The organism is Aeromonas sp. BIGb0445 (genome assembly GCF_024809075.1).
Taxonomy (GTDB): Bacteria; Pseudomonadota; Gammaproteobacteria; order Enterobacterales; family Aeromonadaceae; genus Aeromonas; species Aeromonas rivuli.
Genome location: NZ_JANUES010000004.1, coordinates 82,550 through 108,035 on the forward strand (window position 1 = coordinate 82,550; position 25,486 = coordinate 108,035).

Sequence of the window (25,486 nt, forward strand, 5' to 3'; positions counted from 1 at the left end):
TTGCGCAGGCTAATTGCGTCCAAGAGCAGGCTCTGTCGTGCCCTGCTCTCTCTTCCCTTCGTTCTGGCATCGGTGCAAGGGGCAACCGGGGCGGACGTGCAGTCGGCACCGCCCGCGGCCTCATCGACTGTGCCAGGCACACAGGGAGACAAGCTCGCCCCCTCTGCCGCGCCCAGGGTCGAACTGCTGCCTCAGGAGGGCGCCGAGGATTGGTTGTTGCTGATAGATGCGCCTGGACACTGGCCCCTCGATGCCCTGAACATCCAACCCTTGCTGCGCCAGCTCGCCGTGGGCCGGATCTCCCGGCAAGAGAGCATGAGCGAGTCCGGGCCGCAGACCCGCTGGCTGATCCCCTTGCACGGGAGCGCCGATAGCCTGCCCGCCCTCAAGCTGGGCCCCTGGCATCTTGCCCCCCTTGCCTTCCCGGGCAAGTCCCTCAACCAGACCAGTGCGGCTGACCCTGAGCCCAGGGTGGTGCTGCGTGCCAGCATTGATCATCAGGGCCCCCTCTACCCGGGGCAGCCCTTCATCTATGAGCTCAGGCTCTGGTTGCCGGATCAGATAGTGGATCCCAGCCTCAACGAACCCGAGCACCCGGATCTCACCATTCGACGTCTGGGAGATGATGAGTGGCACCCCGCTGCCCGGCCCGGCGAGAGCGGCGTGCTGACCCGCCGCTGGTTGTTGCAGGCCAGGAGCCCGGGCCAGTTCACCCTGATGGCGCCCAGGCTTCAGGCGAATTACCAGCTTGATGGCCATGCAGAACCCCTCTCCGGTCGCGCTGCCCCCGCCATCATACAAGTAGACAAGGCCCCCCTGCCGCTGGTGGCCAGGCGCCTCACCCTCAGCCAGCAATTTACACCGGCGCAGAGCGTCGCCCTCGGCGAGCCCATCATCCGTACTCTGCGTTTGCGCCTCGAAGATGGAGATGGCAACCGCGTGGCGATCCCCGCACCGCAGGTGGCGGGGCTCAAGGTACTGGGGGATGGGGGAGATCGCCATGAACGCTTTCTTGCCAACGGTCGCTTGCTCTTTGAACAGGAGTGGCGCCAGGCGCTGCGCGCCCAGACGCCTGGCGTCTACCTGCTGCCCGAGATCCAGCTGCCCTGGTTCAACACCCAGACCGGGCGGGAGGAGTGGCTGACGTTGGCGGCCACCCCCTTGAGTTTTACGCCATCTCCTGCCGACCAGCCGGATACTCAGCCACCCAGGCCCACCCGCCTTGGCCCCTTCTCTCTGCTCGGCTGGACGCTGCTCGCCTTGCTGCTGACTGGCAGTCTGCGCCGTCAGACTCGATGGCGCGCGTTTTATGCCCTGCAGCTCGCCTTTTGCCAAGCAGACTCTGACGCGAGTCGCCATGCTCTGTTGCATTGGGCGAAGCTGCGCTGGCCCCCTCCCAGGCACCCTGCTATCACCTGGTTGCGGGATATGCCGCTGGATCCTGCGCTGGCAGCACGGCTCTATACCCTGGAGGCTGCCTGTTTTGGTACACTCACTCACTTTGATGGCGCAGCGCTCGCCCTTGGCCTTTGTGCCTATGAGACGCCAGGGGTCGCCACTTTACTCAGGCGAGTCGCCTGGCTGAACGACACACATCACCACAAGGAGGCGCACTGATGGCGATATCGCTATTTCGCAAGAAAGTGGGAAAGGAACCGACGCCATCCCCGGTCAATGAGGGTATGGCGGATAAACAGACAAAATACGAAGCCCTGGTCAATGCCCTGCATGGGGATATCTACCGCTATGCCTATTGGCTGTGTCGGGACCCTCATGTCGCGGAAGATCTGGTGCAGGAGACCTATCTGCGCGCCTGGCGGGCGATCGACAGCCTGGTCGATGACAAGGCCGCCAAGGCGTGGCTCATCACCATTTTGAGGCGGGAGAATGCACGCCGCTTTGAGCGCAAACAGTTCGATCTCATCGATCTGGATGAGTTCCCCCAAAGCGATAATGGGGCACTGCACAGCGAACAGGAAATGGAGCACGAATGGCTCCGCCGCCACATTGCCCGCTTGCCTGAGGAGTATCAGGAGCCCTTGTTGCTGCAAGTGGTAGGCGGTTTTAGCGGCGAAGAGATTGCCCAGCAGCTGGGCCTGAACAAGAACACCGTCATGACCCGACTGTTTCGAGCACGCAATCAGATCCGAGAGGCCATGGAGTCATCCGCACAATCAAGAGGGCACAGCAATGGATGAGCTTGAGTTTCGTCGTCAGGCTGTCGTCGATCCTCACGACACCCGGGAAGAGTTTGCCGACATGGCCAATGCTTCTCCCGCCAATCGCAAATGGCTCGAGGAGATGAAGCAGTTCGACCGTCAACTCGGCAAGGCGATGGAGGTGGAGGTCCCCGCCGGTTTGGCAGAACGCCTGCTGCTCAGGCAAGCCATGCTGGCCGACCCCATCCCCGACGCGCCCGTTGTGACACTGCCACGGCGCAAGGCGTCGGGCTGGAAACCGCTGGCCATCGCCGCCTCCGTTGCCTTCCTGGTCGGGGTCAGTACCCGCTGGTTGCCTTGGCCCCTCACCCAGACGAGCGAGGCATCCTTGGCCCAGGTGGCCCTGGCCCACGTCTATGGTGAGGAACCCTTTATCCAGGGGGTCGATGAACAGGTGTCGCTGCAAACCATCAACGCCAAGATGGAGAAGTATGGGGCGACCCTGATGAACATGCAGGGCATGGCAAGGATCACCTATGTCAACCACTGCGCCTTCTATCAGGGCCCTGCCCTGCACATGGTGCTACAAGGCAAGATGGGACCTGTCACCCTCTTCCTGGTGCCCAAGCATGTGCCACTGCAGCTCGAGCACAACTTCGATGATGGCCAGCTCAAGGGCGAAATCATCAAACTCAAGGGCGCCAACCTGGTATTGATTGGCGAGATGGGCGAGTCGCTGGAACCCATATCCCGGCAGATTGAGTCCCGCCTGCACTGGTCCATTTAGAGGCTGGGTTCCCACCATTAACACACGCAGAGTACGATGTACTCTGCGTGTTTTTTCCATTTTCCCCCCTTGTTCCTCCCCTGTTCGGCACCATTGACCACCAAGATGCCAAAATATTTATCTGGCACCTCCACGCTTAATCGCCGTTTAAAACAACAATAAGGCCTTTATTTGCTCGTTTTGGCGCCAACAACAAACAAATCGTTAACACAATAGATACTTTTATGTATTCTGCTCTCACTGGTCTGATTTCTTACCTCCTACCAGATCCATAGAATCACACCAGCAACTATTGGGAAGATGCGAACATAACAACAGATCTTGTCAGCTTTTGCGGCGATTGCGCCGGGATTGCATGGCAAAAAATCTGCCAAAAAATAGAGAGAACTCCATGACTACTGCCTTTTTCAAGAAAAGCCTGATTGCCGCCGCCCTCACACTGGCCAGCACCCAAACCTTTGCAGCTGCCTTCCAGCTCAATGAACACTCAGCCTCCGGCCTGGGTCGTGCTTTTGCCGGTGAAGCCGCCATTGCCGACAACGCCGCCGTACTGGCCCGCAACCCGGCTGCGATGACCCGCTTTGACAAGATGGCGGTCTCTGTCGCTGGCACCTATATCCACCCGGATGTGGATGTCGACGGCAAAATTGCCGGTGCCATCGATTCCAGCGAGAGCAATATCGCCCCGGATGCGTTCGTGCCGGCCGCCTATTTCATCCAGCCCATCAATGAACAGTGGGCCTGGGGTCTGGCGATGTTCTCCAACTACGGCCTCTCTACCGAGTACTCGGATGACTTCACCGGTGGCGCAGTGGCGGGTAACACCGAGTTGATGACCATCAACATCAACCCCAACATCGCCTACCGCATCGACTCCAACTGGAGCGTTGGTGCCGGTTTGAATCTGGTCTATGCCGAAGCTGAATTGAACCGCCGTGCCGGTGCCCTGGCCCCCGTCGTCAGTCAACAGCTCGGCGGCGCTCCTGTCAGTCCCAGTACCAAACTCGCCCACATGAAGGGTGATGACTGGGGTTGGGGCTGGAACGTCGGCACCATGTATGAGTACAACGAGAACAACCGCTTCGCTCTGACCTACCGCTCCCAGGTCGACATCACCTTCGAAGGTGATTACGAAGGCACCTCCTCCGGTTTCCAGACCGTTGATGGAAAACTGGGGCTGGACATGCCTGCGCAGGCAGAATTTGCCGGTTACCACCGTCTGAACCAGCAATTTGCCGTGCACTACTCGGTCAACTGGACCGACTGGAGCTCCTTCGAAGAGCTGAACGCCACCAGCGACAGCTGTGTCAGCACCGACGGTGCCGGGGTCTGCCTCTACAAGCCAGAGAAGTTCAAGGACTCGGTACGTTATGCACTCGGCGGCACCTGGTATGTCAACCCGGCTTGGGAAGCGCGCATCGGTTTCGCCTACGACAACACCCCCATCGAGGCCGAATACCGCAGCCTGAGTATTCCTGACTCGGATCGTATCTGGTACAGCGCCGGCGCTACCTACCACATCGATACGGACATGAGCATCGACTTCGGCATGGCCTATATCGATGGCAAGTCCGTCGATGTCAACGAAGGTCTGACCGGCCATGACAGCCCCCTGCGCTGGCAGGGCACCTCCCACGGCAACGCCTTCCTGGCCTCTGCCCAGTTCAACATGATGTTCTGATAACCGAGCATCGAAAAGAGCGCCCTGGGGCGCTCTTTTTTTTTGCCACTCAGCCAGTTCGGCGTACATCTGTAGCAAACAGCTGTACGCTTTTCCTTTTTTATCAGCCTGTTATCCGTTCGTTCTCAGGATTTCCTCCTCTTTTTAGCGCGGCACCATACGCCGGATTGCAATAGTGGTCGTACCATATAAAATCCCGCCTCCATTTTATATACAATAAAAAATGCTGATATGAGCGTAAGAAACACTGTAGTTCGTCCATCCACTCCCAGTCTGCTCGCCCTGCTGCTTTGCCCCACCCTGGTGCAAGCCGCCGGTTTCCAGCTCGCCGAGCAATCTGCCACCGGCATGGGGCGCGCCTTCGCCGGTGAGGCCGCTATTGCAGACAATGCCAGCGTGCTGTCGCGCAATGCCGCGGCCATGACCCGCTTCGAGCAGATGGCCTTCTCGGGCGGCGTCGTCTATGTCCGTCCCGATGTGAACATAGAAGGAGAGACCCGGGTACCGACCGCCCACGGCCCGGTCACCCTGGATGCCAGCGCCCATGACATCGCCGATGCCGCCTGGGTGCCCAATCTGTCGCTCATCATTCCCCTCAATGAAGAGTGGCGGCTGGGTCTGTCTGCCAACGCCTACTTCGGCTTGGGGGTCGAGATGCCCGCCCCCTACAACGCCGGACACTTCGGCAATGTCTCCGACATTCGCACTGTGGATCTGGGGTTGGCCCTGGCTTATCGCCTCAATCAGCATTGGTCCCTTGGCGCTGGCCTCAATGCCATTCAGGGCGAAGGCGAAGTGGGGGGCACCTTCCCCGCCAATGAGATGATCGCCAAGCACCTCAAGGGGGATGGTTGGGCCCTGGGCTGGAACCTGGGCGCACTCTATGAGTATTCGCCACAGACCCGGGTCGGCCTCTCCTATCGCCATGATGTGACCCTCACCCTCGAGGGCGATGCCATGGGCATCGATGAACAGGGACGGCCCTTCGAGGACAAGGGCAAGCTGGATCTCGCCTTGCCAGCCAGTGCCGAGCTGGCGCTGTTCCATCAGCTCACCCCGGCGCTGGCCGTCCATTCAAGCATCAACTGGACCAACTGGAGCCGCTTTACCCAGCTCGAGGCCGAGCTGGATCATCACGGCACCATGCACATCAAGGATGAGCAGTGGCAGGATAGCTGGCGCTATGCCCTGGGCCTGACCTATCAGCTGACCCCGGACTGGCAGCTGAGATCCGGTCTCGCCTATGACAAGAGCCCGGTGCCCGCCGAACGTCGCACCATCTCAATCCCGGACTCGGATCGTGTCTGGTATAGCCTGGGCACAGGTTATCGCCTCAGCTCGGCGCTGAGCCTGGATCTGGGACTGACCTTTATCGATGGCAAGCAGGCGGCAGTCAGTGAGTCCATGGAGCTCAAACCGGGCATAGCCGCCACCACCTCCACCTTCGAGGGCAGCTCCGAAGGGGACGCCTGGCTGGCCGGCCTGCAGCTCAACTATCTGTTCTGATCGCCACGGCCGACGAGTGAATGATCATGACCCATGGCTCCCGGATGGGAGCCTCTTTCTCCTGGGACGACAGGACTAACATCACGCCACCACGCAGGATTGACGCCGCCCCCTCACCCCTCAAGAGATCGAGCCGAGCACGCCCTTGCCGGGCAATCGCCAGATACTGACCTGTCGCCGCGAGCCCCAGGCGTTATTACCCTTGCTTGTCCGCGGCAAGCTGGCATAGTCCGCCGCTTCGCCATACTATCAAGCCAACATTCATCACGGAGAGTTCCATGTATTCCTACGTGGCCAGGCAGCCGATCCTCGACAGCAAACTGCAGACCCATGCCTATGAGCTGCTGTTTCGCGATAGCCTGGACAACGTCTTCCCGCTCATCTCCTCCCAGCAAGCCACCTCGCGCCTGGTGGTCGAGCAATTTTTGCAGCAGAACATTGACCAGCTGCTCGGCGGGCGGCCCTGTTTTATCAATTTCTCCCACGACTCCTTGCTGGACGGACTGGCGGAGTGTCTGCCCCCCGAACAGGTGGTGATCGAGATCCTCGAAGATGCGATGCCCGATGATGCCCTGCTGGCCAAGGTCAAACAGCTCAACCAGCTCGGCTACCGGCTGGCCCTTGACGATTTCAGCATGTCCTCGGATTGGGAGCGTTTCCTGCCCTGGATCCAGATCATCAAGTTTGACCTGCGTCTGAGCAGCCTGTCCCAGATAGACGACTTTATCCGCCGCCATCAGCACCTGGCCCTCACCTACCTGGCCGAGAAGGTAGAGAGCAAGCAGGAGTTCGAACAGACCCAGGCCCTGGGCATCAGTCTGTTTCAGGGTTTCTTCTTCAGTCGCCCCGAAATGGTCAAGCGCGCCACCATGCAGCCGACCCAGATGGTGGTGATCCAGCTGCTCAACGAGGTCAATCAACCCGAGCCCAATCTCGACAAGATAGAGCAACTGCTTGGCCAGGATGTCTCCCTCTCCCTCAAGCTGCTGCGTTACGTCAACAACCTCAAGGGGCGCAGCAAGCCCATCGCCTCCTTCCGCCAGGCGGCCATCTATCTGGGTCATGCCCAGCTCAAGCGCTTCGTGACCCTGATAGCGGCCAGCAGTGCCGGTCAGGGCAAGAGTGCCGAGCTCTATCAGATGTCGCTCATCCGGGCCCGCTTCTGCGAGCTGCTGGCCCTGGCCCATGCCCCGGCCCCCCAAAGCCAGCAAGCCTTTATGGCGGGGCTCTTCTCCTTGCTGGATGTGTTGATGGAGCAATCCATGGGAACCCTGCTCGGCAGCGTGCCCATCACCGACGAGATCCGCCAGGCCCTGCTGACCCGCGAGGGCCAGCTCGGCTTCTATCTGGCGTTTTGTGAAGATTATGAGAATGCAAACTGGCCCAGGGTGCAGATGCGCACCGCACGCCTGGGCCTCAATGAAGAGAAGGTCAGCCAGCTCTATCTGAGCGCCACCGCCTGGGTGAACGAGCAGCTGAGCGCCATGAACAGAGACTAGACAAGCTCCAGTGCCAGGGCGGTGGCTTCGCCGCCGCCAATGCACAGGGATGCCATGCCCCGCTTCAGTCCCCGTGCTCGCAAGGCATGGATCAAGGTTACCAGCACCCGGGCGCCACTCGCCCCCAGGGGGTGACCCAGGGCGCAGGCGCCGCCATTGACGTTGAGTCGCTCTGCCTCAATACTGCATCCTTGCATCGCCAGCATGCTCACCATGGCAAAGGCCTCGTTCACCTCATAGAGATCCACTTCATCACTGCGCCAGCCAAGCTGAGCCAGCAAGCGATTGATGGCGCTCACCGGCGCCGAAACGAACTCGGCAGGTAGACCCGCATGACTCAAATAACCCCGGATCCGGGCCAGCGGCACCAAGCCTTGGGCCAGTGCCGTCTCTTCACGCATCAGCAGCAGCGCCGCGGCCCCATCCGAGATGGAGCTGCTGTTGGCCGCCGTGATGGTGCCATCTGGCTTGAACGCAGGCCGAAGGCTGGGGATCTTGTCCGGACGCGCCTTGCCGGGTTGCTCATCCTCGGCCAGCAGCAGTTTGCCTGCCTGATAGACCTCGGCCAGCTCGGCGGCAAAGTCTCCCTCCCGCTGGGCGCGCAAGGCCCGTTCCAGGGAGCCCATGGCAAAGGCATCCATATCGGCGCGGCTCATGGCGGCCCGATCTGCACTCGCCTGGGCATGGACCCCCATCAACTGGCCGTCGTAGGCATCCTGCAAACCGTCGAGGAAGAGGCTGTCCTGCACTTGTTGATGGCCCATGCGAAAACCGCTGCGCGCCTTGTCGAGCAGGTAAGGGGCACGGCTCATGCTCTCCATCCCCCCCGCCAATATCATCTCCCCCTGCCCCAGGCGCAGGCTGTCGGCAGCCAACATCACCGCCTTCATGCCCGAGCCACACACCTTGTTGACCGTGGTGCAAGGCACGCTCACCGGCAGACCCGCACCAAGGGCTGCCTGACGTGCCGGAGCCTGCCCCATGCCCGCCGCCAGCACATTGCCCATCAACACCTCGTCTATCCTACTTGGGTTGACGCCCGCCGCCTTCAGGGTGGCCGCCAGGGCGCAGGCACCGAGCTCGGCGGCACTCAAGGTGGAAAGGGCTCCCTGGAAGGCCCCCATGGGGGTGCGTTTGGCGGCAACTATGACGATATCCATCTCAATGACTCTCCTGATGACTTTTCACCAACTTGATGTTGAAGCGTGGCCCCTTGAAAGACACACACCCCATCTCGATGACTCAGCTCATTACATATCGGTAACATAAGGGGATGTCCCTTGAAGGACAAGCACTTGCGAGCAAGCAGCGCTTTGGGTAAGGTGCCAACCAAGATTGACAGCCAGGACGATACCAGGATGCCCCCCAAGGATGAGGCCCGCAGCTACAGCATCAGCGAGCTGGCCAAAGAGTTTGATGTCACCACCCGCAGCATCCGCTTTTATGAGGATCAGGGCCTGTTGACTCCGACCCGTCAGGGTCAGACCCGCATTTACAGCCGTCAGGACAAGGTGCGCCTCAAGCTGACCCTGCGTGGCAAACGCCTGGGTTTCAGCCTGGCCGACATTCGCGAGCTGTTCGATCTCTATGACGCCGACAAGAGCAGCCGCACCCAACTGCGCAGCATGCTCTCCCTGATCGAGGAGAAGCGCCAGACCCTGGGCCAGCAGCTGGAGGACATCAAGATGGTGCTGCTGGAACTGGACGCCGCCAAGCATCGCTGCCAACACGCCTTGCAGCAGCTTGGCTGCGAAGAGCCTGAAGGGGCCAACGGATAAGAAGGCAAGGAGTCGTGGCTCAGGGCGCGTCACAGCTGGCACCACCCCGCGCACCATTGGCTCGGACGGTATCGCCAGCCTCAGGACAGCAGAGATAAAAAAGAGGGGCCATGATGGCCCCTCTTGTTGTCAATGGCTCCCAAACAGGGGATCCGTCAGGTCAATCGCCCTGATCCTATTTCTGCCAGCGGGCAGCATCATAATCCGGACTGAATCTGTCCACTATGATGGCGCAAGCCGCATCGCCGGTGATGTTGAGGGCGGTACGGATCATGTCAAACAGACGATCCAGCGCAAACAGCAGCGGCAGACCCTCGATGGGGATGCCCGCTGCCAGCAGCACGGCCACCACCAGGAAGCTCGGACCCGGCACCCCTGCCTGACCGATGGCCCCCAGGGTGGAGGTCAGTATGATGGCAACCCAGGCTCCCAGAGAGAGATCGATGTTGAACACCTGAGCGAAGAAGATGGCGACCAGACCGTAATAGATGGCGTTGCCGCTCATGTTGATGGTCGCGCCCAGGGGCAGCACGAAGGCGGCCGTGCTGTTGCTCACCTTGAGCTCTTTCTCGCACACTTCCATGGTGACTGGCAGCGTCGCCATGGAGGACGCGGTAGAGAAGGCAACCACCTGGGCCTTCTTCATGGCCGACAGGTACTTGAGCACAGGGGTGTTGGAGAAGACGGCAATCAGCAGCGGGTAGATGATGAAACCGAACACCAGGATGGCGGCCACGTACACCACAAACAGGTTGAATACCAGCGAGAGGACGTCAAAGCCATAGGTGCCGATGGCATCGGCCATCAGACCGAATACCCCCAGTGGTGCTATCAGCATCACCTTGTTGATCATCCATACGAAGGCATCGACCAGGGTATTGAGGCCATCGATCAGCGGCTTGACCCGCGCCTGCGGCTGCTTGGCCAGCGCAATGCCGAGGAACATGCAGAACACCAGGATCTGCAGAATGTTCGCCTCGTTGAGGGACTGGAAGACGTTGGTCGGTATCATGCCAAGCAAGGTGGCAACCGCATCCGGCAGCTCACCCTTGTCGGCATAGTCGCCGGAGAAGAGTGATTTCATCGAGCTGAGATCGACCCCGGTCCCCGGTTGGAACACTTGTCCCATCATCAGCGCCAGGAAAACGGCCAGGGCAGAGGTACCGAGGAAGAATACCAGGGTCGTGCCCCCGATCTTGCCCGCCGCCGGGCTGGCGCCCAGATTGGCGGCCCCCGAGATGATGGCCACGGCCACCAGAGGGATCACCAGCATCTTGATGAGCTGGATAAAGAGGCTGCCAAGGGGGGCAAAGACGGAGGCTTGCTCGCCCATGAGCAATCCGACCAGCGTGCCCAGCAGCATGGCAACCACAACCTGGAAGCCAATATTCTTAATAAGTCCTTTAGTTAACACAACATGTTCCTTAAACGAATAAATGTCACACTTTCCTAGTGCAATTCACCAAACAGGGGAATGAACTGCTGCTCATTCCCCTGCCGGGCGGTTTTATCTCATATTTATCTGCTGTTTTAAATCGCTAATTTATGACGAAGATTTATTGATAAGTTTGCAACAAAGTTAAGATTCAAAAGGAACAAGTTAAAAAATCACGATTTTACTATGCCCACAGACTATTATCTGTGCTAGCTTGACTCGGTAACCGCATATACAGGGATAGAAAGATGCTGAAAGTAAACGAGTATTTTGACGGAAATGTAAAATCCATCGGCTTCGAGCAAAACGGTGAGCAATCCACAGTTGGTGTCATGGCAGCCGGCGATTACCTGTTCAATACCGCCGCCCCCGAGCGCATGACGGTGATCAAGGGGAGTCTGACCATACAGTTGGCCGGTGCCAGCGATTGGCAGACCTATGGCCAGGGGGAAGCTTTCGAGGTACCAGGCCACTCCTCCTTCTCCCTCAAGGTGAGCACACCGAGCGCTTATCTGTGTGAATTTTTAAGTTAAATCAATATATTGAAGATTAAGGGGCTGAGGCCCCTTTTTTCATGACGACATCACAGCCAGAGGGGGCCTTCTCTTTGTCCCCTCCCTTGGTTAAACTGTGAGGCCGTTATCAGGATTCAATCGACCGTCATGAGCATCCAGATCCGCCCCATCACACCCGAAGATTGGCCCCAGATCATGGCCATCCAGGCCGAGTGTTACCGCCAACTGGCTCCGGAGCCTCTCAGCGTCATGCGCAACAAGGCCGAACTCGCCCCCCAGTGTTGCTGGGTTGGCGAAATAAAGGGGGCCGTGCTCGGCTATCTGCTCTGCCACCCCTGGCACGCACATCAGCCGCCCTCTCTCTCGGTACCCATGGCGGCACTGACTGGCGATGAAGAGTTCTACCTGCACGATCTCGCCGTCTCGACCAGAGCGCGCGGTCTGGGACTGGGCCAGGCCTTGCTGGATCAGGCGTTGCGCCATGCCAGCCACTCGGGTTACGCCAGGCTCGGACTGGTGGCGGTGCAGGATGCCCCCGCTTTCTGGCTGCGCCAGGGCTTTGCCCCGGCTCAGTCTCGCAAGTCCCTGGCTGAATACGGTGATGGTGCTCTCTATATGGAGCGGCTGCTGGACCAGGCCTGCCAACCCACCCTGGCCTGATGCGACCATAAAGCCGGATAAGCAAAAACAAGAAGGGCGCCCTGAGGCGCCCTTCTGTTATTTATCCCGGCGGGATTCAGCCCTTGAACTTGCTGAATACCAGGGAAGCGTTGGTACCGCCAAAGCCGAAGCTGTTGGACATGACGGTATTGAGATCCGCCGTTTCGTACTCACGCACTATGGGCAGGCCCACGGCCTTCTCGTCCAGGGTCTCGATGTTGATGCTGGGGGCGATGAAGCCATGCTGCATCATCAACAGGGAGTAGACGGCTTCGTGCACACCGGCGGCGCCCAGGGCATGGCCCGTCATGGCCTTGGTGGCGGAGAGCTTGGGCGCAGTGCTGCCAAACAGGGTCTGGATGGCTTCCAGCTCCTTGGTATCACCGACCGGGGTGGAGGTGCCATGGGTGTTGATGTAGTCCACGGTGCCGACCTCCTGCATCGCCATCTTCATGCAACGCACCGCGCCTTCACCGCTCGGGGCGACCATGTCGTAGCCGTCGGAGGTGGCGCCGTAACCGGTGATCTCGGCGTAGATGTGGGCACCACGGGCCAGGGCGTGTTCCAGCTCCTCGACCACCAGGATGCCGCCACCACCGGAGATGACGAAACCATCGCGGTCCGCATCATAGGTACGGGATGCCTTTTCCGGGTTGTCATTGTACTTGGTGGAGAGGGCGCCCATGGCATCAAACTGGATGGTGGAGGACCAGTCCAGCTCCTCGCCGCCGCCGGCGAAGATGATGTCCTGCTTGCCAAGCTGGATCAGTTCCAGCGCGTGGCCGATGCAGTGAGCAGAGGTGGCACAGGCGGAGCTGATGGTGTAGTTGACACCCTTGATCTTGAAGGGGGTCGCCAGGCAGGCAGAGGTGGTGGAGGACATGGTGCGCGGCACCATATAGGGACCCACGCGCTTGACCCCTTTCTCCCGGGCAATGTCAGCAGACTCGGAGGTGTTCTTGCCGGAGGCGCCGCCGGAGCCGACCACGATACCGGTACGCTCGTTGGAGACCTGATCGTCCGGCAGACCGGCATCCGCGATGGCCTGCTGCATGGAGAGATAAGCATAGGCTGCGGCGTCACCCATGAAGCGCATGACCTTGCGGTCGATCAGCTCAGAGGGATCGAGTTTGATGTTACCCCAGACACGGCTGCGCAGGTTGTATTGTTCAAACTGCTCGGAATAGGTGATGCCGGATTTACCTGCTTTCAGGGAGGCCAGCACTTCTTCCTTGTTGTTGCCGATACTGGAGATGACGCCGATACCGGTGATCACTGCTCTTCTCATTAATTCATCTCGTCTGGAAAAACTGGCGCCAAGTCTACCCGCTTTCGGCTGCCAAACTGGTCTGCTTTCACGTAGAATGCCCGCGATCAAGTGACGCGAGCAGAGGAAAACGTGAGTCAAACATCCTTACATCATGCCCAATTAGACTGGAATGAAGCGGGAACTCCGATTTCCAGTGACTTCGGCGATGTCTACTTTTCCAATGATAACGGTCTAAGTGAAAGCCGCTACGTCTTTTTACTGCAAAATGGCCTGCCGGCACGATTCTGCCATCACGACAGTGACAGTTTTGTGGTGGGTGAAACAGGTTTTGGCACCGGTCTTAACTTCCTCGCCACAATGGCCGCCTTTCTGGAACATGGCCCCCAAGCCGGCAACGGCTCGCGTCTGCACTTTATCAGCGTCGAAAAATTCCCTTTGACCAGGAACGATCTGGCCCAGGCCCTCGCCGTCTGGCCCGAGCTGGCCACCTTCAGCGCCAACTTGGTCGCCCAGTGGCCGCTGGCGGTCGAGGGGTGCCATCGCCTGCTGTTTGCAGGGGGACGGGTGCGCCTCGATCTCTGGCTCGGCGACATCAAAGACGCCCTGCCCCAGTGGCCCTGCCCCGCCGATGGCCTCATCGATGCCTGGTATCTGGATGGCTTCTCGCCGGCCAAGAATCCCGAGATGTGGACCCAGGCGCTGTTTGACGATCTGGCCCGCCTCGCCCGACCCAGTGCCAGCGTCGCCACCTTTACCTGCGCCGGCTTCGTGCGCCGCGGTCTGATTGACGCCGGTTTTCACATCAACAAGGTCAGGGGCCATGGCAACAAGCGCACCATGCTGGCCGGTTATCGCCAGGGCAAACAAGATGCCCCGAGCCTGGCCCCGTGCTACGCCCGTCCCGCGGGGCGCCCCGGCGAGGTTCTCATCATCGGAGGGGGCATCGCCTCGGCCATGACGGCACTGTCGCTCGTGGAGCGGGGCCGACGCGTCACCTTGTTGTGTGAAGATGACAAGCCTGCGACCGGCGCCTCCGGCAACCGGCAGGGGGCCCTGTATCCGCTGCTGGGCGGCGAACACGATGCCCTGTCACGCTTCTATGCCCTCGCCTTCGGCTTTGCCCGCCAGCGACTGTTGCAGCTGGCCAAACGGCACCCCATCGCCTTCGAGCTGTGCGGCGTGGTGCAGCTGGGCTTTGATGAGAAGTCGGCGCAAAAACTGGACAAGATGGCGCTAGGTCCCTTCCCCCCCGAGCTGATGCGCCCCTTGACCGACGCCGAGGTGACGCAAGCCTGCGGCCTGCCCATGGGTCTTGGTGGCGTCAGCTATCCGTTGGGGGGCTGGCTCTGTCCGGCTGATTTGACCCGTGCCGCCCTCGATGAGGCACAGGCCAGCGGCCTGCTCCAGCTGGCATATGGCACCCCCATCACCACTGTCGACGAGCACAGCGATGGCTGGCGCGTGACCGCGGCCGATGGCCGCCAGTGGCAGGCCCCCAATCTGGTGGTGGCAGCCGGTCACCGCTTGCCCGCCCTGCTCCCCTTTGCGGAACTTCCCCTCTACCCGGTACGCGGTCAGGTGAGCCATGTGCCGACCAACCCGGTGTTGCAGCAGCTCAAGACGGTACTCTGCTATGACGGCTATCTCACCCCTGGCCATGCTGGTTATCACTGCATCGGTGCCAGCTATGGCCGTAACCAGAGCAGCCTGGCCTTCAGCGCCGCCGAGCAGGTTCACAACAAGGCCCGGCTGCACGCCTGCCTGCCGAGTCAGCAGTGGCCAGACGAGGTGGATGTCAGCGGCAATGAGGCCCGGGTCGGGGTGCGCAGCGCCAGCCGGGATCACTTGCCGGTGGTGGGCGCCGTTGCCCGGGTCCAGGCCCTGAGCGAGCTGGAGTCGCTGGCGCTCAAGGCGCGCCCCGAACACGCGCTACCGACCTACCCGGGCCTGTTTGTGCTGGGGGCGCTGGGGTCGCGAGGGCTCTGTTCGGCGCCGCTGTGTGGTGAACTGCTCGCCAGCGAGATCTGCGGCGATCCCCTGCCCTTGGCCACGGATCTGCTGGCCGCCCTGCATCCCGCACGCTACTGGGTGCGCAAATGGCTCAAGGGCAAGCCCGTGCGCTAAGCCCGGTCACAGGCTAAAAGAGAGATAAAACAAGACGCCGCCAGGGGATCACTCCACTGGCGGCGTCTGCTATCTGGCCTGGTCATCCTCTCATGAGGAAGCGGGGTTATCGTCACGCGCTCAGGGATTGAAGGGCCAGCTCAGCCCCAGCTTGCGACCATGATCGGTCTGCTCGGCGAGCCGGGCGAAGCGGGACTTGGCCTCGGCCAGCAGCGCCTGCCCCTGCAGATCCCCCTGATGGCGCAAGGCGGCGCAATCGTTGCTACGCGGCAACTGCGACAATTTGAAACCGATGGCACTGGCGGTTTCTTGCACTATGTCCTTGTGACGACTCTCGTAGTCGAGCATGGCGCCGACCATGATGTTCCAGTTTTGCTGCTCGCGCACACTGGCCCGGGACTTGTTGACCCACTCGGGCACCATCACCTTGATGCGCGTCCTCACCGTGACGCCGTTGAGGTTGCAGCGCCCGGCCAGGGGATAGGCCAGCATGGACCAGTCGAGCTGATAGCTGGCCATGCCGAGCCCTTGCTGGCCCACGCTACCCTTGGGGCCGATGCTGGACGCCTGCGCCAGGGCAGCCTGCATGGTGGCGCCCTTGACCTTGTAAAACTGGAAGTCGACCCGGATGTCCGGCTCTATCTTGACCCCGGTATAATGGGCCTGGGTGGCCCCCACCGCGGCGCTCCACAGCAGACTCAGTCCCCAAGCCAGGTTGCACAACTTGCCCATGGTGATCTACGCCGCCTCATCGTTGCCATCTGGTGTATGAATATGATGAATAATCAATATATTAATTAACTGGCGCCCTGCGCAAGTCTCATCATGATAGCTGTCGTTCATCTTCGCAACTTGCCGTCCTCTCGATCTCCATATTGCATCATAAAAAATATGTGCGGCATGACCCGCTTTCATCATTTCACGGGTAAAGAGCCGGTCTAGCACCATGATTTGCTGACCTTAATCAACATCACAGACAAGTTTGCTGGTTACATTAGCGTCCACCGAACGAATCCCCACCACCACAGTGCCGTGCCGCAGGCGTTCAGGGCCGCACTTAGCCTCCATTGACCAACAGGAACCTGGATATGGTTGAACTTATTATTGGCACCCTGGTGACCCTCCTCGTGGGTCGCTGCATCTTCAAGGGCTACTCGGCCACCGGCATACTGCTCAGTGGCGGCTTGCTGCTGCTGGCCATCACGGCCTTGCTCGGCAAACCTGTGCTGCCTGCCAGCGTGCCCAGCACAGGCAACGTGATCACCGACATCTTCGAATATGTCCGTTTCCTGCTCAATAGCCGGGGCGGTGGTCTGGGCATGCTGATCATGGTGCTGTGCGGCTTCGCCGGTTACATGAGCCACATAGGTGCCAACACCATGCTGGTCAAGATAGCGAGCAGACCACTGGGGGTCATCAAATCCCCTTATGTGCTGCTGGTCGCGGCTTATCTGGTCGCCTGCGCCATGTCCCTGGCGGTGAGTTCGGCTACGGGCCTCGGCGTATTGCTGATGGCGACCCTGTTCCCGCTCATGGTCAACATGGGCATCTCCCGGGGCGCCGCCGCCGCCGTGTGCGCCTCCCCCGCCGCCATCATTCTCTCCCCCACCTCGGGAGATGTGGTGATCGCCGCCCAGGCCGCCAACATGGAGCTGCTCGACTTTGCCTTCAAGCTGACCCTGCCCATTTCGCTGATCGCCATCGCCTGCATGGCGGTCGCCCACTTCTTCTGGCAGCGTTACCTGGATAAGCGATCCGGTGAGGTGAACGAGAAAGTGGCGGCCAGCGATCTCATCACCGACGCCCCCGCCTTCTACGCCATACTGCCGTTTGCCCCCATCATAGGGGTGCTGATCTTCGATGGTAAGCTGGGCCCCCAGCTCGACATCGTCACCATCATCGTCATGTGCCTGACCCTGGCCGCGCTGCTGGAGTTGGCTCGCCATCGGGATGGCAAGGGGCTGCTCGATGGCCTGCAGATCTGCTGGCGCCACATGGCCGATGCCTTTGCCGGCGTGGTCATGCTGCTGGTCGGCGCCGGGGTCTTTGCCCAGGGGCTGATGACCATCGGCTTCATCGATACTCTGCTGGCTCATGCCCAGGATCTCGGCACCGGCGGCACTGTCATGATGCTCTCCCTGGTGGTGATCACCACCCTGGCGGCCTTCACCACAGGCTCGGGCAACGCCCCCTTCTACGCCTTCGTGGAGCTGATCCCCAATCTGGCCACCAGTCTTGGCATCAACCCCGCCTATCTGGTCATCCCCATGCTGCAAGCCTCCAACCTGGGTCGCACCATATCCCCGGTGTCGGGGGTAGTGGTTGCCTGTGCGGGCATGGGCAATCTCTCGCCATTCGAGGTGGTCAAGCGCACCTCGGTGCCGGTCGCCGTCGGCCTGGCCGTGGTGCTGATTGCCACTCAGATCATGGTACCCGCCTAAACTTGTTCGCCCGGCCCATTCGAGGGCCGGGCTGGCATCCCCTCCCGCACCTAAGGTAGACTCTCCCCCTTCTTTTTCCCCAAAGGAGGACCGATATGAGTACGACGGTTCAACTTGCCCATTTCAGTGACTGTCACTCCCACTTCGATGGTGCCCAAGTACGTTTCAGCCCGCCGGGGCAGGCCCAGTGGCTATGCCAGAGCGGCGGCTATGCCCGTTTGCTGACCCGAGTCAACCTGCTGCGCCGCGAGGCGGCAGCCGCAGACACTCCCTGTCTGTTGCTCCATGGCGGTGATACCTTCCAGGGCTCACTCTATTTCAACCGCTTCAAGGGTCGCGCCAATGCTGACTTGCTGAGCCTGCTCGCCCCCGATGCCATGGTGCTTGGCAATCATGAGTTCGATCTCGGCAACGGCCCTCTGGTGGAGTTTCTCCGTCAGCTTGATTTCCCCGTGCTCGCCGCCAACCTCGATAGCAGTCAGGAGCCTGCCGACTGCCCGCTCCCACTGCGGGGCCTGCCGCATCTCCATGATGCCAGCCAGCCCTGGTTGGTACGCGAGCTGGCCGGCGTCCCCTTCGCCCTGCTCGGCATCACGCTTCCCCAGATGGCGGCCATCGCCAACCCGGACGAACATACCCGCTTTCATGGGGTGACTGAGACCTTGACCCGGCACCTTGGCGCGATCCGTGGTCAGGGCATACGCCACATCATCTTGCTCAGTCACCTGGGTCTGGAGCAGGACAAGCTGCTGGCGGCACGCTTCCCCGAGATAAGCCTCATCATTGGCGGTCACACCCACAGCTTGCTTGGGGATCTCGCGGCGCTGGGACTGCCGAGCGAGGGGGATTATCCGCTGATGGTCAATGGCGTGGCCCTGCTCCACGCCGGTCACAGTGCCCAGAGCCTGGGAGTCTGTGAACTCAGCTTCGACGGCCAGGGCCGGGTCATCGCCAGCAAGGGGCAGATAGAGTGGCTGCCCTGGCAACCCTGGCCTTATAGCAGCCCGGTGCCAGCCAATCTGCGCTTCTGCGCGCCAGACGCCCTCATCGAGGATCACATGGTGCGCCGCTACCGCCCCGCCCTCGAAGAGATGGCGGCCAAGGTGGTGACCCAGCTCAGCCAGCCGCTGCTCCATCAACGGATCCCCGATGCCAGACTGCCCCATGGCAGCCAGGTCGCACCGCTGGTTGCCGCCGCCATGCTGGCCGGGGCGCGCGAGCAGGTGGGTCAGGTCGATTTCGCACTCCACAACGGGGGCGGCGTGCGCTGCTCCCTCGAGCAGGGCCCGCTCACCGAGGCCGACATCGCCGGTCAACTGTTACCCTTCGCCATCCCGCTCACCCTCTATCGGGTGCATGGTCATGAATTGGCAGAAGCGCTGGAGGGCGCCATCGACAATGCCACCGATAATGGCGTGGTCGGCAATGGCAGCGGCAGCTTCCCCTACACCGCCGGGATCCGCTTCCACTATCTGGCTGCCCTGCCCAAGGGCGAGCGTATCCGCCAGCTGGAGTGGGAGGCCGCACCCGGCCACTGGCAACCGGTGGAGGCCAACCATGTCTATCGTGGCGTTTCAAGCGCCTATACGGCGTCCGGCAAGGAGGGCTATACGGCGCTCGCCCGCACCCTGACCCAGCACAACCAGGAGCTGGGCATCACCCTGGCCGATGCGTTTATTCGCTGGGCACGCCAGCACCCCGAGCTGCCCGCCCCGGCGCCGCTGATCCACTACCGGGCTGGCGCTGGGCCAGATTAAGCTGACCCACTCGCTCCTAGCCCAGAGAAACGGATGATTGGCGCGGAGCCAAACGCACACTAACCTGTGATAAGTGGCTGTTTTTAGTTCGAGAATCCCCAAGAGTCGCTCGGCAAGCGGGATTATTTTCTCCCCGACCCGCGCCCCCATTGCATCGGGGGCCCGGGCTCGGCAAGATAGGCCCGCTTTCGCATGCTCAGGCAAAGGATCAAGGCTTCATGAACCACACCATTCGTTTCTCTTCTTCTCGCAATAATCCGCCGCTGCGGCCCCTTGCCGTCTTGCTGACCGGGCTCATCGCCTGTCTGTTTTGCCTGCGCAATCCCCTCTTCTATGACATGGCCCCGGGTTTTGATGCCTCGCTCTTTGCCGTCATGGGCAAGATGTGGAGCGAAGGTGGGGTGCTCTATCGCGACATGATCGACATCAAGGGCCCCATGATCTTTGCCCTGGATGCCCTGGGTTACCGACTGGATGGCTTTCGCGGCATCTGGTTGCTGGAGCTGGTCCTGTGCTGGCTCGGCCTGCTGGCAAGCTGGCAAGCCTTCAATCAGCTCGGACTGTCATTTCAGGCCAGGCTCGGCGCCATGCTGGCGGTGTTGGCACTTTATGGCACCCGTTATTACTACGGCAACATGACCGAGGACTGGACATTCCACCTGGCGCTGATCGCCCAGTGGGCCTTCCTCACCCTGCTGCTGGACAAGGAGTTTCGCTGGTGGCCAGCCCTGGTGGCCGGGCTCACCTTCGCCATCGTCGCCTGGATGCGCGCCAACAACGGTGCCCTCTGGGGAGCCTGGTATCTGACCCTGTTCCTCTTCTGGTGCCTGCGTGAGCAGTGGCGTGATGCCCTGCTGTTGCTGATCTCCAGCCTACTTGGACTGGCGCTGGTAGGCGGGCCCCTCCATGGCTACTTCCAGCATCATCAACTGCTGGCCGAATTCAAATACTACGCCTTCGATATCTTCTTCGAGGGGAGCTATGGCAACGGCTTCTCCGTCTATGTGGGGGCGGTCGGCCTGCTGCGTACCGGTCTCATCATGCTGCTGCCCGCCTTCGTGCTGCTGATGATGAGCCGACGTCAGGAGTGGCATCTACCCGCCCTGTTCGCCACCCTGTTTGGCGTACTGTTCACCCTGATAGCCAACTCCGTCTCCGGCCATGTGTTTGATCACTATGATGTCCTCTACCTTCAGTTGGGACTGCTGCCGCTGGCCTGCCTGCTCGATCGCAGTGAGCGACAGAGCGATCTGATGGGTCTGTTCTGCATCTCGCTGGTGGTGCTCACCGCCAGCTGGCTGCTTGCCCAGCAACTGGTGTTTGGCTGGAGCAACAAGGAGTGGAGCCTGGACAGGGTCAGCGAAGTGCTCGGCACCAGCCTGCTGTGGGCCCTGCCCGTGTTGATCCTGCTCCCCCTGTGGCGGGCCTGGGATGTGCGATCCGCCACCCCCTGGCTCGCCAGCCTGGCCATGCTGGCCCTGATGATCAACAACGCCTGGGAGGGTAGCCAGAAGGGACGCCCCTTCAATGTCGCCGCGCAAGTCCGTGTCGATCGCATCCTGGCCGAGACCACCCCACGGGACAAGATCTGGGTCGATGCCATTCAGCCCCAGTATTACCTCTGGACAGATCGCCAGCCCGCCTCCGCCTATCTCTTCTTCAGCAACGTCAACCCACCCTATGATGTGCGTGAGCGTGTGCTCCAGGATCTGCAGCGCCAGCAACCCAAGTTCATCATTGCCAAGCCGGAAAAGCTGGCCGAGGGGCTCAAGCCTGCGTCCCCTCCCTCCACCCAGGCCTTCTATCGCTATCTGCAAGACAACTACAGCGAGGTGGATCCCGGCCTCTATCGCCGCCACTGAGTCGATGACAAGGCCCGCCATCCCCCCCGGTGAGGAGAGCCACAAGGGGCTGGTCAAGGTACTCCGGGTTGCGGCGCCGGTTGAGATTGGCCCAGGCCCGGATATAAAAAAGGACGCTCATTGGCTACAATGAGCGTCCTTTTTATCTGTCTCATTCACCCGACAGGAGTTTCATGACGGCACTGACCTATCTCGGCGGTTATCCAGAGCCCCTCAAGGCTCAGGTGTTGCAGTTGATCGAGGGCGGCAAGCTCGGCGCATTTCTCGCCAAGCGCTACCCGGACAGCCACAGCATCCAGAATGACAAGGCCCTGCTCGCCTATACCATGGATCTCAAGCACCGCTATCTCAGAAGTTCGGCGCCCCTGGCCAAGGTGATCTTCGATGGCAAGATCAACGTGATCAAGGATGCCCTGGGTCTGCACACCTATGTCAGCCGGGTGCAGGGCAACAAGCTCAAGGCCAAGAACGAGATCCGCATCGCCGCCCTGTTCAAAGCCGCCCCCCCTGCCTTTCTCAAGATGATCGTGGTGCATGAGCTGGCACACATTAAGGAGAAGGATCACAACAAGGCCTTCTACCAGCTCTGCCAGCACATGGAGCCCGACTATCACCAGCTGGAATTCGATCTGCGGCTCTGGCTCACCTGGCGAGACCTGGAGAAGGACGCCCAGTGAAATATCTGGGTGGCCTGCTGCTATTGCTTGCGCTGCACAGCGCCCAGGCCCTGGAGCGCTGGCAACAGGATGCCTATCTGGTGGCGAGCTTTCATCAGGTGGCACTCAAGCGGGAGTATCAGGACAGGGGGCAGGATCACTTCAACCGCTGGCGCGAGCCGGTGCGGATCCTGCTTGTCAATGAAGTTGGCGACAAACCGCTGCAAGCCGAGGTGGTGAACATCCAGGCGGCGCACCTGAGCCATATCACGGGTCACAGCGTGGCGCTGGTGCAGGATCCGGCCAAGGCCAATCTCACCCTGGTGATGACCCGTCGCTCGCAAGTGACCCTCTGGGCCAGGCAGTTGATGGGCCAAAACCCTGCGGTTCAGGCTGCCCTCGCCGATGGCCTGTGCCTCGCCAACTATGTCACCGACCGGGAAGGCGCCATCAGCCGGGCCAGCATCATCATCCCGGTCGATGCCAGTCGCGACAAGGGACGCTTTCTCGATTGCGTGGTGGAAGAGCTCACCCAGGTCATGGGACTGCCCAATGACTCGGACGCCGTCTTCCCTTCCGTGTTCAATGACCGCAGCACCGACAGCTTCCTGACCGGGCTCGACTATCTCCTGCTCAAGATGGCCTACCACCCGGCCTTGAGCCCCGGCATGACTCAAGCCGAGGTGGATGCCGCTCTGCCTGCCGTGCTCAAGAGCCTCAAAGCCCAAGGGGACATACAGCAGGCGAACCGCCGGGTACAGGAGCAAAGCCTCAAGCGGTGGGCCGGGCTCTAGGCTCTCCCTCCCCCAACGCACCCATCGACCAGATCCGGGGAAACAGCGTCCAGGCATCCTCATGCTGTCATCTGAGGCGTATCAGGCAGCGCTCGACTCCGGCAGCCAGCTCTCGGCGTTTTCCCACACTTCCTGCACCAGCTCCTCCACCAGCTCTTTATCTTCCTTGCTGGCCCGGGTGATGTTGAGCGCCATGTTGCTGCCCCCCGCCACCCGCACCTGGATATCGGGGAAGCGGCGGCCCAGCTGTTTGAGCAACTCTTGCTCCAGGGCGGCCATGGTATCGGGGGAGACCTGTTTTTTCCTGTCGATGATGATTTCCAGACGCATAAGCACCTCTCATGTTGATACTGTAATTTTATACAGTATATTTAGCGTCTGTAAAGAGCCGCTTCCCAAAAATCTCAGGGATGAAGATGACGGCCCTGCAGCCACCCATAGACCTCGCGCACCCCGGGCCGCTGGCTGTCGGGGCGAGCCAGCAGCGCATATTCATGATCCGTGCTGAGTATGGGGGCAAAGGGGGCCACCAGCGCCCCTGTCTCCAACTCCTCTGCCACTATGGTGGGATCCCCAAGGGAGAGACCAAAGCCCTGCAGTGCCGCATTCATCGCCAGATCCAGGGTATCAAACAGCTGCCCTCCCTGAGGCAACCAAGGCGTGTCGACAAAGGCGGCGAACCAGTTCCGCCAATCCCGTCTGTCCGCACTGGCATGCAGTAGCGGCAGGGCAAGCAGATCGGTGATGGGGCGTTCAAACAGCCGGTATTTGGCCGCAAAGGCAGGGGCGCAGATGGGGGTCAATCGCTCTCGAAACAGCGGCTGGCTGTGAAGCAGCCGGGCCTGAGTGGGTTGATAGACGATGGCGAGATCGAAGGGCTCGCGGGCAAAGTCGATGCCGTGACTGTGGCTGCCGCGTACCTCGACCGCCTCCCCCTCGAAATCTTGCAAGCGGCGCAGCAACCAGCGGCTGGCGCAGGAGGGCACCTTGATGCTGATCGCCTGTTGCCGTGGCAAGGTTTGCAGAGCGCCCAGCCCCTCCCCCATGCGGGCCAGCCCCTCGCTGACGAAGGGCAGCAGCCGTTCGGCGGCCGGCGTGAGACTCAGGCAGCGGGTACCACGCAGGAAGAGGAGATGACCAAGGCGCGCCTCCAGCTGGGCTATCTGCTTGCTCACGGCACCTTGACTCACGCACAGCTCATCGGCGGCCAGGGTGAAGCTCAGGTGACGGGCTGCGCACTCGAATACTTGCAAACCATACAGGGGCAACTGACTACGGGGCAGGGTCGTTAACATACAAGCCTCCATGCTTGAGAAAAACTCATGCGTACCATGCCGAATAATCCTTTGCCGGACAAGGGCCCAGAGGGCTAAAAGAGAGACATCTTTCACATATTCAGGTGACGGCATCATGTCTTCTCCCCGCATCATCAGCAAATTGCCCCAGGTGGGTACCACCATCTTCAGCGTGATTGGGGATCTGGCCGCCCGCCATCCCAGCATCAATCTCTCTCAAGGGGCGCCGAGCTTCCCCTGTGACCCCGACTTGATCCGAGTCACCCACGAGGCGATGCTGGCCGGTGAAAACCAATATGCGCCCATGACGGGACTGCCCGAGTTGCGCGAACAGCTGGCGACCAAGATAGCGACCAGCTATGGCCACACCTATGATGTCGGCGAGGAGATCACCATCACCGCCAGCGCCAGCGAGGCCCTGTTCTGCGCCATCACGGCCCTGGTCCACCCCGGTGATGAAGTGATCATGTTCGAGCCGGCGTTTGACAGCTATCGCCCCATGATCCAGTTGCAGGGCGCCACCCCCGTGGTCATCGCCCTCAAGGCACCGGACTTCACTATTCCCTGGGATGAGGTGGCGGCACGCATCAGCCCCCGCACCCGCATGATAGTGCTCAACACCCCCCATAACCCGACCGGCACCATCTGGCAGGCGGCGGATCAAGAGCGGCTCGCCCACCTGGTGCGCGGCACTGACATCATCATTCTCTCCGACGAGGTCTACGAGCATGTGGTATTCGATGGCGCCCTGCACCAGAGCGTGATCCGTTACCCCGAGCTGATTGAGCGCTCCGTCGCCGTCTTCTCCTTTGGCAAGACCTTCCATGTCACCGGCTGGCGAGTGGGTTACTGCGTGGCGCCCCGTCCGCTGATGGAGGAGATACGCAAGGTGCACCAATTCGCCATGTTCGCAGCAGACACCCCCATGCAGTACGGCTTCGCCCATCTGTTGCAGCAACCGGCTCACTATCAGGGGCTGGCGGCCTTCTACCAGCAAAAACGGGATCTGCTGGTCTCGGCCCTGGCCGAGTCACGCTTTACCCTCTTGCCCTCGGCGGGCAGCTTCTTCATGCTGGCCAGCTACGAGCGGATAAGCGACGAAGCCGACAGCCTGTTCGTACAGCGGCTGATCCGCGATCACGGGGTCGCCACCATTCCCGTCTCGGCCTTCTATCACGACGGCACGGATCAACGGGTCATTCGCCTCTCCTTCTCCAAGGATGACGACACCCTGCTGGCGGGCGCCGAGCGCCTGTGCGGCGTCTAG

General features: G+C 60.9%; 22 protein-coding genes. 16 read left to right on the top strand and 6 right to left on the bottom strand.

Annotated elements, in window-relative coordinates:
- The 6 genes from M2367_RS10290 (at nucleotide 1) to M2367_RS10315 (ending at nucleotide 7,632) form a co-directional block, all read left to right on the top strand.
- On the top strand, nucleotides 1-1,617 hold the full coding sequence (locus tag M2367_RS10290) for a BatD family protein (protein WP_259236630.1): 1,617 nt from the start codon (nucleotides 1-3) through the stop codon (nucleotides 1,615-1,617).
- Nucleotides 1,617-2,198, top strand: a complete 582-nt coding sequence (locus M2367_RS10295) for a sigma-70 family RNA polymerase sigma factor (RefSeq protein ID WP_259236631.1) — start codon at nucleotides 1,617-1,619, stop codon at nucleotides 2,196-2,198. Before M2367_RS10290 ends, M2367_RS10295 begins: the two co-directional genes overlap by 1 nt.
- Nucleotides 2,191-2,946: a DUF3379 domain-containing protein gene (locus M2367_RS10300; RefSeq protein WP_259236632.1), complete on the top strand. Its 756-nt coding sequence runs from the start codon at nucleotides 2,191-2,193 to the stop codon at nucleotides 2,944-2,946. The genes M2367_RS10295 and M2367_RS10300 overlap by 8 nt, the downstream gene beginning before the upstream one ends.
- A 391-nt stretch (nucleotides 2,947-3,337) precedes the next feature.
- Nucleotides 3,338-4,627 (top strand): outer membrane protein transport protein, encoded by a 1,290-nt coding sequence (locus tag M2367_RS10305; protein WP_259236633.1) that lies wholly within the window; start codon nucleotides 3,338-3,340, stop codon nucleotides 4,625-4,627.
- A 231-nt stretch (nucleotides 4,628-4,858) separates the two neighbouring features.
- Nucleotides 4,859-6,133 (top strand): outer membrane protein transport protein, encoded by a 1,275-nt coding sequence (locus M2367_RS10310; protein WP_259236634.1) that lies wholly within the window; start codon nucleotides 4,859-4,861, stop codon nucleotides 6,131-6,133.
- Nucleotides 6,134-6,411: 278 nt separating this feature from the next.
- Complete coding sequence (locus M2367_RS10315) at nucleotides 6,412-7,632, top strand: EAL and HDOD domain-containing protein (RefSeq protein ID WP_259236635.1); 1,221 nt, start codon at nucleotides 6,412-6,414, stop codon at nucleotides 7,630-7,632.
- Here M2367_RS10315 and M2367_RS10320 read toward each other — a convergent pair.
- On the bottom strand, nucleotides 7,629-8,792 hold the full coding sequence (locus M2367_RS10320; protein ID WP_259236636.1) for an acetyl-CoA C-acyltransferase: 1,164 nt from the start codon (nucleotides 8,790-8,792) through the stop codon (nucleotides 7,629-7,631). The genes M2367_RS10315 and M2367_RS10320 overlap by 4 nt on opposite strands.
- 198 nt (nucleotides 8,793-8,990) lie before the next feature.
- On the opposite strand from M2367_RS10320, the gene M2367_RS10325 reads away from it, so the two are divergent.
- Entirely contained in the window at nucleotides 8,991-9,410 is a 420-nt protein-coding gene (locus M2367_RS10325) for a MerR family DNA-binding transcriptional regulator (RefSeq protein WP_259236800.1), read from the top strand.
- A gap of 175 nt (nucleotides 9,411-9,585) precedes the next feature.
- Here the strand turns inward: M2367_RS10325 and M2367_RS10330 are convergent, their stop codons facing one another.
- Nucleotides 9,586-10,824 (bottom strand): dicarboxylate/amino acid:cation symporter, encoded by a 1,239-nt coding sequence (locus M2367_RS10330; RefSeq protein ID WP_042042838.1) that lies wholly within the window; start codon nucleotides 10,822-10,824, stop codon nucleotides 9,586-9,588.
- Nucleotides 10,825-11,093: 269 nt separating this feature from the next.
- Between M2367_RS10330 and M2367_RS10335 the strand changes: the two genes are divergently transcribed.
- Both M2367_RS10335 and M2367_RS10340 read left to right on the top strand, forming a co-directional pair.
- The gene (locus M2367_RS10335) at nucleotides 11,094-11,378 is read left to right on the top strand and encodes a pyrimidine/purine nucleoside phosphorylase (RefSeq protein ID WP_042042839.1); all 285 of its coding nucleotides are present in this window, start codon (nucleotides 11,094-11,096) and stop codon (nucleotides 11,376-11,378) included.
- 129 nt (nucleotides 11,379-11,507) lie between these two features.
- Complete coding sequence (locus tag M2367_RS10340) at nucleotides 11,508-12,020, top strand: GNAT family N-acetyltransferase (protein WP_259236637.1); 513 nt, start codon at nucleotides 11,508-11,510, stop codon at nucleotides 12,018-12,020.
- Nucleotides 12,021-12,096: 76 nt separating this feature from the next.
- On the opposite strand, the gene fabB is transcribed toward M2367_RS10340, so the two are convergent.
- Nucleotides 12,097-13,308, bottom strand: coding sequence for a beta-ketoacyl-ACP synthase I (fabB, locus tag M2367_RS10345; RefSeq protein ID WP_042042842.1), 1,212 nt, complete (start codon nucleotides 13,306-13,308; stop codon nucleotides 12,097-12,099).
- Between the two features lie 90 nt (nucleotides 13,309-13,398).
- On the opposite strand from fabB, the gene mnmC reads away from it, so the two are divergent.
- Nucleotides 13,399-15,414 (top strand): bifunctional tRNA (5-methylaminomethyl-2-thiouridine)(34)-methyltransferase MnmD/FAD-dependent 5-carboxymethylaminomethyl-2-thiouridine(34) oxidoreductase MnmC, encoded by a 2,016-nt coding sequence (gene mnmC, locus M2367_RS10350; RefSeq protein WP_259236638.1) that lies wholly within the window; start codon nucleotides 13,399-13,401, stop codon nucleotides 15,412-15,414.
- Nucleotides 15,415-15,534: 120 nt separating this feature from the next.
- Here mnmC and M2367_RS10355 read toward each other — a convergent pair whose 3' ends face one another.
- Nucleotides 15,535-16,146: a DUF922 domain-containing protein gene (locus M2367_RS10355; protein ID WP_224432770.1), complete on the bottom strand. Its 612-nt coding sequence runs from the start codon at nucleotides 16,144-16,146 to the stop codon at nucleotides 15,535-15,537.
- A 356-nt stretch (nucleotides 16,147-16,502) separates the two neighbouring features.
- Between M2367_RS10355 and dcuC the strand changes: the two genes are divergently transcribed.
- The 5 genes from dcuC (at nucleotide 16,503) to M2367_RS10380 (ending at nucleotide 22,924) form a co-directional block, all read left to right on the top strand.
- On the top strand, nucleotides 16,503-17,855 hold the full coding sequence (gene dcuC, locus M2367_RS10360) for an anaerobic C4-dicarboxylate transporter DcuC (RefSeq protein ID WP_042042846.1): 1,353 nt from the start codon (nucleotides 16,503-16,505) through the stop codon (nucleotides 17,853-17,855).
- Nucleotides 17,856-17,950: 95 nt separating this feature from the next.
- The gene (locus M2367_RS10365) at nucleotides 17,951-19,612 is read left to right on the top strand and encodes a bifunctional UDP-sugar hydrolase/5'-nucleotidase (protein ID WP_259236639.1); all 1,662 of its coding nucleotides are present in this window, start codon (nucleotides 17,951-17,953) and stop codon (nucleotides 19,610-19,612) included.
- A 218-nt stretch (nucleotides 19,613-19,830) separates the two neighbouring features.
- Nucleotides 19,831-21,474 (top strand): hypothetical protein, encoded by a 1,644-nt coding sequence (locus M2367_RS10370; RefSeq protein WP_259236640.1) that lies wholly within the window; start codon nucleotides 19,831-19,833, stop codon nucleotides 21,472-21,474.
- A gap of 173 nt (nucleotides 21,475-21,647) precedes the next feature.
- A complete protein-coding gene (locus M2367_RS10375) occupies nucleotides 21,648-22,151 on the top strand; it encodes a M48 family metallopeptidase (protein ID WP_259236641.1) in 504 nt (167 codons plus the stop codon).
- Nucleotides 22,148-22,924 carry a DUF2927 domain-containing protein gene (locus tag M2367_RS10380; protein ID WP_259236642.1) on the top strand — a complete coding sequence of 259 codons (777 nt, stop codon included), beginning with the start codon at nucleotides 22,148-22,150 and terminating at the stop codon, nucleotides 22,922-22,924. The genes M2367_RS10375 and M2367_RS10380 overlap by 4 nt, the downstream gene beginning before the upstream one ends.
- 81 nt (nucleotides 22,925-23,005) lie before the next feature.
- Here M2367_RS10380 and M2367_RS10385 read toward each other — a convergent pair whose 3' ends face one another.
- Nucleotides 23,006-23,254: a DinI family protein gene (locus M2367_RS10385; protein WP_042042851.1), complete on the bottom strand. Its 249-nt coding sequence runs from the start codon at nucleotides 23,252-23,254 to the stop codon at nucleotides 23,006-23,008.
- Nucleotides 23,255-23,328: 74 nt separating this feature from the next.
- Entirely contained in the window at nucleotides 23,329-24,219 is an 891-nt protein-coding gene (locus M2367_RS10390) for a LysR substrate-binding domain-containing protein (protein WP_259236643.1), read from the bottom strand.
- A gap of 115 nt (nucleotides 24,220-24,334) precedes the next feature.
- On the opposite strand from M2367_RS10390, the gene M2367_RS10395 reads away from it, so the two are divergent.
- Nucleotides 24,335-25,486, top strand: a complete 1,152-nt coding sequence (locus M2367_RS10395) for a methionine aminotransferase (protein ID WP_259236644.1) — start codon at nucleotides 24,335-24,337, stop codon at nucleotides 25,484-25,486.

Bases quoted from the DNA above. Each gene is read 5' to 3' on its own strand.
- M2367_RS10335 (WP_042042839.1), top strand. From the start codon at position 11,094: ATGCTGAAAGTAAACGAGTATTTTGACGGAAATGTAAAATCCATCGGC.
- M2367_RS10370 (WP_259236640.1), top strand. From the start codon at position 19,831: ATGAACCACACCATTCGTTTCTCTTCTTCTCGCAATAATCCGCCGCTG.
- M2367_RS10395 (WP_259236644.1), top strand. From the start codon at position 24,335: ATGTCTTCTCCCCGCATCATCAGCAAATTGCCCCAGGTGGGTACCACC.
- M2367_RS10320 (WP_259236636.1), bottom strand. From the start codon at position 8,792: ATGGATATCGTCATAGTTGCCGCCAAACGCACCCCCATGGGGGCCTTC.
- M2367_RS10385 (WP_042042851.1), bottom strand. From the start codon at position 23,254: ATGCGTCTGGAAATCATCATCGACAGGAAAAAACAGGTCTCCCCCGAT.
- M2367_RS10355 (WP_224432770.1), bottom strand. From the start codon at position 16,146: ATGGGCAAGTTGTGCAACCTGGCTTGGGGACTGAGTCTGCTGTGGAGC.
- M2367_RS10340 (WP_259236637.1), top strand. From the start codon at position 11,508: ATGAGCATCCAGATCCGCCCCATCACACCCGAAGATTGGCCCCAGATC.
- M2367_RS10375 (WP_259236641.1), top strand. From the start codon at position 21,648: ATGACGGCACTGACCTATCTCGGCGGTTATCCAGAGCCCCTCAAGGCT.
- M2367_RS10310 (WP_259236634.1), top strand. From the start codon at position 4,859: ATGAGCGTAAGAAACACTGTAGTTCGTCCATCCACTCCCAGTCTGCTC.
- M2367_RS10295 (WP_259236631.1), top strand. From the start codon at position 1,617: ATGGCGATATCGCTATTTCGCAAGAAAGTGGGAAAGGAACCGACGCCA.
- fabB (WP_042042842.1), bottom strand. From the start codon at position 13,308: ATGAGAAGAGCAGTGATCACCGGTATCGGCGTCATCTCCAGTATCGGC.
- M2367_RS10390 (WP_259236643.1), bottom strand. From the start codon at position 24,219: ATGTTAACGACCCTGCCCCGTAGTCAGTTGCCCCTGTATGGTTTGCAA.
- M2367_RS10325 (WP_259236800.1), top strand. From the start codon at position 8,991: ATGCCCCCCAAGGATGAGGCCCGCAGCTACAGCATCAGCGAGCTGGCC.
- dcuC (WP_042042846.1), top strand. From the start codon at position 16,503: ATGGTTGAACTTATTATTGGCACCCTGGTGACCCTCCTCGTGGGTCGC.
- M2367_RS10300 (WP_259236632.1), top strand. From the start codon at position 2,191: ATGGATGAGCTTGAGTTTCGTCGTCAGGCTGTCGTCGATCCTCACGAC.
- M2367_RS10305 (WP_259236633.1), top strand. From the start codon at position 3,338: ATGACTACTGCCTTTTTCAAGAAAAGCCTGATTGCCGCCGCCCTCACA.
- M2367_RS10315 (WP_259236635.1), top strand. From the start codon at position 6,412: ATGTATTCCTACGTGGCCAGGCAGCCGATCCTCGACAGCAAACTGCAG.
- M2367_RS10365 (WP_259236639.1), top strand. From the start codon at position 17,951: ATGAGTACGACGGTTCAACTTGCCCATTTCAGTGACTGTCACTCCCAC.